Consider the following 6,023-nt stretch of genomic DNA (forward strand, 5'->3'; position numbering starts at 1 on the left):
ATGTCGGCGTTCAATACGGAAACGGTCACCAGCGTCCATCATTGGACGGACCGGCTGTTCAGTTTCCAGACCACGCGGGACCCGTCTTTCCGCTTTCTCAACGGCCAGTTCACGATGATCGGTCTCGAGGTCGAGGGCCGGCCGCTGATGCGCGCCTATAGCCTCGCCAGCGCCAATTACGAGGAGGGGCTCGAATTCCTCTCGATCAAGGTGCCGGACGGCCCGCTCACCTCCCGCCTGCAGAACATCCAGGAGGGGGACAAGATCCTCGTCGGCCGCAAGCCGGTCGGCACCCTCGTCGCCGACAGCCTGCTGCCGGGCAAAAATCTCTATCTCCTCGGCACCGGCACCGGCCTTGCGCCCTTCATGGCGATCATCAAGGATCCCGAGATCTACGAACGCTTCGAGCATGTCGTGCTCTGCCATGGCGTGCGGCAGGTCGCCGAACTCGCCTATGCCGATTACATTCAGGACCAGCTGCCGAATGACGAGCTGATCGGCGAGATCGTGGCCGGGAAGCTGCTCTATTACCCGACCGTGACGCGCGAACCCTTCCGCAATCGCGGCCGGCTGACCGACCTCATCGCCGAGGGCACCATTACCTCCGAGCTCGGCCTGCCGGCGATCAGCAAGGAAGACGATCGCTTCATGCTCTGTGGCAGCCCCGAACTGCTGACAGACATGACCGCCTGGCTGCGGAGTGAGGGGTTCCACGAGGGCAGCCACACGACGCCCGCGCAGTTCGTGGTCGAAAAGGCCTTCGTCGAGAAGTAGGAACAAGCGGATGGCTCGGAGCGTGACCTCCCCGAACCCGGCGCCCGGCGCCGGATTGATGGGCGGCACGCCCGAGAAGATCCAGCATGGCACACGCGCTTTTCTGCTCACCCAGATCGCGCTCGCGACCGCCGGCTTCTCCACCTTCGCGCTGCTCTATTCGATCCAGCCGCTGCTGCCGATCTTCTCCCAGGAGTACCGGCTGACGGAGGCGCAATCCAGCCTCTCCCTGTCGCTCACCAGCGGCCTCATGGCCGTCTGCATGCTGGTGGCGAGCACGGTCTCCGAGACGATCGGCCGCAAGCCGGTGATGGTCGCCTCCGTCGTCTCCTCCTCCGTGCTCATGGTCATCTCCGCCCTGGTGCCGGAATGGTGGCAATTCCTCGCCGTGCGCGCGCTCATGGGCGTAACCCTGAGCGGCCTGCCGGCGGTTGCCATGGCCTATGTGGCGGAAGAGATCCATCCGCGTTCCACCGGCCTCTCCATGGGCCTCTATATCGGCGGCAATGCCTTGGGCGGCATGACGGGGCGGCTGCTGATCGGCGTCATGGCCGGGCATATGAGCTGGCGCATGTCGGTGCTGATCATCGGGCTCGCCTCGCTCATCGGTAATCTCACCTTCTGGCGCATCCTGCCGCCGTCGCGCTTCTTTCAGCCGCGCCGGTTCTCGCTGGACGCTCTGGGCAATGCCTTCATCTCCCATCTGCGGGACCGCGCCCTGGTGATGCTCTTTGCCGAGGGCTTCCTGCTCATGGGTGGCTTCATCACGATCTACAATTATCTCGGCTACCGGCTGCTGGCGCCGCCCTTCAACCTCAGCCAGGCCGAGGTTGGCCTCATCTTCTCCTGCTATCTCATCGGCATCTTCAGCTCGGCATGGATGGGCAATATCGGCAACCGGCTGGGTCGCCGCCGCGTGCTCTGGACCGGCTTCGCGATCATGCTGGCCGGCACCGCGCTGACCGAGACCCGCAGCGTCTGGCTGGTCTTGCTGGGCGTCGCGCTGGTGACCTTCGGCTTCTTCGGCTCCCACTCCATCGCCAGTGGCTGGGTGGGCATGCGCGCCCGCCATGCGAAGGCCCAGGCGTCTTCGCTCTATCTCTTCTTCTACTACCTCGGCGCCAGCGTCGTCGGCACGACGGGCGGCGTTTTCATGAACCGCTGGGGTTGGACTGGCGTGACGGGGATGACGACGGCGCTGATCCTGGTCGGCCTCTTCCTGTCCTGGCGCCTCAGCCGCATGGAGCCGCTCCCCACGCCGGCAGGCTGAGAAGGCGCCGCCGTCCGAGGCCGCAACCTCGGTTCCGCCGCGGCACTCAGTCAGGATCGTGCATTAACGCGGCGACCAGCAGCCTCTGGCTAAACGGCTTCTCGCAGCGCGGATAGCGCCGATAGGGCTCGTCCAGCACGCCGCTGCCGTAGCCGGTGGCGAAGGTGAAGTGGATTGCGCGTTTCGCCAGCGCATCCGCAAGCGGGTAGGATTTCTTGCCGTGCAGATTGACGTCCAGCACGGCCCCGTCGAAGCGGTTGAGATCATCCTCGATGAAGCTCAGCGCTTCTTCCAGCCAGCCGATCGGCCCGACAACTTCGGCGCCTGCGTCTTCCAGCAGATCGACCACCATCAGGGCCACGAGATAGTCATCCTCGATGACGAGAATACGGCGGCCGCAGAGACCCTTGTCGCCATCCGTCATACCATCGCCTCTTGTTCAGAGGGTTTCGCCACCGGGGCAGGCAAGGGCAGTTCGATGCGACATGAGATGCCCCCCTCCTCGAACGACAGATCCGTCTTGGCGTGCAAGGTGAAGGTCAATGCCTTCTCGATGAGCTGTCTCCCGAACCCGCGGCGCGTGGGCGTCACGATTCCCGCAACACCTTCCTCTTGCCAGTCCAGCACCAGCACGGGGGCATCTTGACCGTTGCGCCGAAGGCTCCAGGATACGGCGAGCCGCCCAGGACCGTCTTTGAGCGCGCCGTGCTTGACGGCATTGGTTGCGAGCTCATGAAGGGCGAGCGCGAAGGTCTGGATGAGGTCGAACCCCAAGGCCACTGGCGGCCCGGACACGGTTATTTTCCCGTCCGCGGCGCCGATGGCCTGCAATTCGAGCCGGATGATATCGCCAAGGTCGATATCATCGTCCATCGACCCGCTGACCAGGCTCTGAACCCGGCCAAGGGCGGCCAGCCTGGTCATGAACCCTTCCAGCGAACCGCCCCTGCCGAGGGTCTGCTGCGCGAGTGACTGTACAACGGCCAGAAGGTTGCGCGTTCTGTGTTGAAGTTCGGCGATGAGAAGACGCTGCCTTGCCTCTGATTGAGTGAGGTTCGTGACGTCGATGAAGGTCACTACCACGCCTTCGATCTTCTGGTCGCGGCTGCGATAGGGCGCTAGCCGCGCGAGATAGTGGGCCCCGCGAGGATCACTCTCGATCCGCTTCTCGATCGAATTCGCACTGGCGAACACCGCCTGAATATCCTGGGCAAAGCTCGGGAAATGCAGCCGGCTCGAAAAAGCCGTGATGGGCCGGCCCTTATCGGTGGGCAGAATATCGAAGATCTTCGTCACCGCCGGCGTGAAACTGCGGATCACGAACTTGGTGTCGAGAAAGACGGTCGCGACATCGGTGCTTTCGAACAGATTCTGCAGATCGCTATTGGCGCGGTCCAAAGCATCAACCTTACCGTTAAGCTCGGCATTGACCGTGTGCAGCTCTTCGTTGACCGATTGCAGCTCCTCCTTCGACGCCTCGAGTTCCTCGTTAGTCGACTGCATTTCCTCGTTGACGGAGACGAGTTCCTCGTTGGAGGATTTCAGTTCCTCCAACGCTGTCTCGTATTCCTCGATCATGGACTGCAGGCGGTCCCGCGTCTCACGCAACTCCCGCTCGGTATGGGCCGCCACACCGTCGTGACGGGCCTGAGCCTGGGCGGGGGCATCATCGCGGCTGAGTACCGGCCCGTAATCCGTGAACAGCACCAGGAAGAGGGGTTCGCCGCCGGTACGATCCCCCAAGGGTTCGATGGTGAGGTTGACGATCTGAACGCCGCCTTCTTCGGTGTCCAGGGAAACCCCGTCACGTGTCGCGCTCCTTCCGGTCTCAACCGCTTCCCGGAACAGGGTGCGCAGATCCAGGCGGAGCCCCTTGCGGACCATCGTGAGCAGGTGGTGTGAGGGCGGGCCAGCGGGGGCTTCGAGATACTTTCCCGTCCGCGTCGAATAGTAGACGACGTCACCATCGTGATTGACCACGACATGCGGCGGCGCAAAGCGCTCGACGATCTGTTCGTCCACCGTTTGCCGCAACGTGGTTCCGGTGAGCGGCGGTCGCCGTGGCGAGAGGTCCAATCCCTGTCCCGGCCGAAGCCCGTGCAGCAAAAACGGCAGCCGGACTGTCCGCGGCACGTCCGAGCGGCGGCGAAAGATCCGGTGATGCTTGTCGACAGGGGCGAAAAGTTCGCTGAACTGGCTGACGTTCTCGGCCGATCCGAGAAAGAGATACCCGTCCGGACGCAAGGTGTAATGGAATGTCGGAATGACCTGATTCTGCACATCGGCGCCGAAGTAGATCAGCAAATTCCGGCAGGAGACGAGGTTGATACGGGAGAACGGCGGATCGCGGATGACGCTGTGAGGTGAGAAGATGCACAGATCGCGCACATCTTTCGAAACGACGAAGCTGCCGCCGTCCGCGATGAAAAAGCGTTTGCGGCGCTCGGGCGACACGCCGGCCAGCAAGGCCCCTGGATAACGTGCGGCGCGAGCGACGGCGAGCGCGCGCTCGTCGATGTCGGTCGCGAAGATCTGCACGCGCGGCACCGCGGTCAAATGATCCATGTGTTCGCGTGCCAGGATGGCGATCGAGAACACCTCTTCGCCGGTAGCACAGCCGGGCACCCAGATGCGTACGGTATCGTCCGCCCCGCGGTTTTCGAAAATCCTGGGAATGACGGCGGCCCGCGAGCGTTTCGAACGCTTCGTCGTCGCGGAAGAAGTTTGTCACGTTGATCAGCAGATCCCGAAACAGGGCACTGACTTCCTGGGGCTCCTGCCGCAGCATCTCAAGATAAGCGTCAACGGTTCGGAGCTGAGCGACATGCATGCGCCGCTGCACTCGGCGCATGAAGGTCTTCGTCTTATAGCCGCTGAAATCGTGGCCAATCTGGTTGCGCAGAAGACTGTAGATCTCGGGGAGGCCCCGATTGGTGGTGGAAGCCTCGCCAGCGGCGATGGGGACATCGGCAAGCTGATCGAGCAAATCTATGCCTTGGACGAATTCGGCCAGCTTACCGCCCATTTCCTCGACCGGAACGGCGAAATCGACGAGGCCGGAGGAGATCGCGGCATCCGGCATATCGGAATGCCGGGGACCGAAGCCGTTTCTGACCTGGGCGAAGGTGATGCCGCCGCGTTCCTTGATCGCTTTGATCCCGAGCGTGCCGTCGGAATCACCTCCCGAAAGAATGATGCCGCCGGCAAGATCGCCGATGTCGACTGCCAGCGAACTCAGGAAGATGTCGACGGGCTTGCGCTCGCGCCGATGGTCGTTCGGGCGAAGAACCAGTCGGCGGTTTTGAATCTCAAGGCTGGAGTCAGCGGGCATGACGTAGACGCTGTCGATTTCGACCGCCATCCCTTCCGCCGCGACATGGACCGGAAGAGCGGTGTAGTTGCGTACGACCTCATGCAACAGGCTTTCCCGATCGGGACTGAGATGGGTGACAATGACGAGCGCCAGCCCGGGCTGGGCGGGCATGCCTCGAAACAATCCCTCCAAGGCCTCAATGCCGCCGGCCGAGGCGCCGATACCGACAATGGGAAAAATGGGCGTGTTCGTCACCGAGGTATGCCTCATAAGGCGTCCCGCCGCTCCGCCGGGCGGAGCGCCACGAAGACCATACCACACCCCCGGCGCGCGATCATGACGCCGTGACGCCAACCGGTCAGACGTGTGGCCGCGGGATGGTTTCTTGGCATGGAGCCTCCGGGCGATGGGCGCGGCCAACCTCCTTGCGGCTCAATGGCCTGTCAAGCACCGCCGTGGAGGCACGGTCGCACATAGGATCGGTATCGCATCAATTCTCTGGTCGTAAAGCAGCAATTTTTTGACAGTGGGTGGACAAGGGCTTCTTCGTTTGGGAGGTCGAAACAAATGCTGCGGACGAAGGCCCAGTTCAAGCATTTGAGATGGCCCTTCTCTGACGGTCTGCAACGATGGATCGCGATCACAAGAAACGTGATCAACAACCGG

The 6,023-nt window shown here is 62.8% G+C and carries 4 protein-coding genes and 1 pseudogene; 2 read left to right on the forward strand and 3 right to left on the reverse strand.

The genetic code is table 11. The features are described 5' to 3' along the window. Both VL752_RS16135 and VL752_RS16140 read left to right on the forward strand, forming a co-directional pair. On the forward strand, positions 1 to 774 hold the full coding sequence (locus tag VL752_RS16135; RefSeq protein ID WP_325356883.1) for a ferredoxin--NADP reductase: 774 nt from the start codon (positions 1 to 3) through the stop codon (positions 772 to 774). A 10-nt stretch (positions 775 to 784) separates the two neighbouring features. Further along, the gene (locus VL752_RS16140) at positions 785 to 2,044 is read left to right on the forward strand and encodes an MFS transporter (RefSeq protein ID WP_325356884.1); all 1,260 of its coding nucleotides are present in this window, start codon (positions 785 to 787) and stop codon (positions 2,042 to 2,044) included. Between the two features lie 46 nt (positions 2,045 to 2,090). On the opposite strand, the gene VL752_RS16145 is transcribed toward VL752_RS16140, so the two are convergent. From VL752_RS16145 to VL752_RS22280, 3 genes and pseudogenes are all read right to left on the reverse strand, one after another. Further along, positions 2,091 to 2,468 carry a response regulator gene (locus VL752_RS16145; protein ID WP_325356885.1) on the reverse strand — a complete coding sequence of 126 codons (378 nt, stop codon included), beginning with the start codon at positions 2,466 to 2,468 and terminating at the stop codon, positions 2,091 to 2,093. After that, positions 2,465 to 4,669 (reverse strand): CheR family methyltransferase, encoded by a 2,205-nt coding sequence (locus VL752_RS16150; protein ID WP_325356886.1) that lies wholly within the window; start codon positions 4,667 to 4,669, stop codon positions 2,465 to 2,467. Before VL752_RS16150 ends, VL752_RS16145 begins: the two co-directional genes overlap by 4 nt. Before the next feature lie 205 nt (positions 4,670 to 4,874). Continuing rightward, positions 4,875 to 5,627, reverse strand: a pseudogene (locus VL752_RS22280) (chemotaxis protein CheB); the annotation flags it as partial. Positions 5,628 to 6,023 lie beyond the last annotated feature (396 nt).

It is taken from the genome of Acidisoma sp. (genome assembly GCF_035492295.1).
GTDB lineage: Bacteria > Pseudomonadota > Alphaproteobacteria > Acetobacterales > Acetobacteraceae > Acidisoma.